The following is a 337-nucleotide window of genomic DNA, read 5'->3' as shown; positions in this document are numbered from 1 at the left end:
CGCATCATGCCTCAGGGGTTCCCGCAGGCGCCCGCGGACGACCGGCCTGCCTTAGCTTGTAGGAGACGGTCGCGACGGGCTCAGCGTCCGTTGCGGCCGCCTTCTTGCGCTGGCTGCCGAGGCCGGGGCGCTTGGCGAGTGCGGAGCGATGAGCCGAGTAGCTGGCGGCCGTGGACGGGTAGTCCCGCGGCAGGGCGACGTGCTCCGGGTCCTGATCGATTGTCATGCCAAGCTTGCTGAGATGCCGCTTCAGGGTCGTGTACGGCTTGCCGTCGATGAAGCTGATCAACGCGTCCGGCGTGATCGACTTCCGGATCTGGGAAGGGGTGAGCTTCTC

Annotated in this window: 1 protein-coding gene; it reads right to left on the bottom strand. The window is 67.4% G+C overall.

The genetic code is table 11. The features are described 5' to 3' along the window. Nucleotides 1-4: 4 nt before the first annotated feature. Nucleotides 5-337: MucR family transcriptional regulator (locus MKK69_RS18445; RefSeq protein ID WP_243970200.1), on the bottom strand; the 333-nt coding region annotated here is incomplete at its 5' end.

Source organism: Methylobacterium sp. J-026 (assembly GCF_022829585.1).
GTDB lineage: Bacteria > Pseudomonadota > Alphaproteobacteria > Rhizobiales > Beijerinckiaceae > Methylobacterium.
This window is presented reverse-complemented; position numbering and strand designations above follow the sequence as displayed.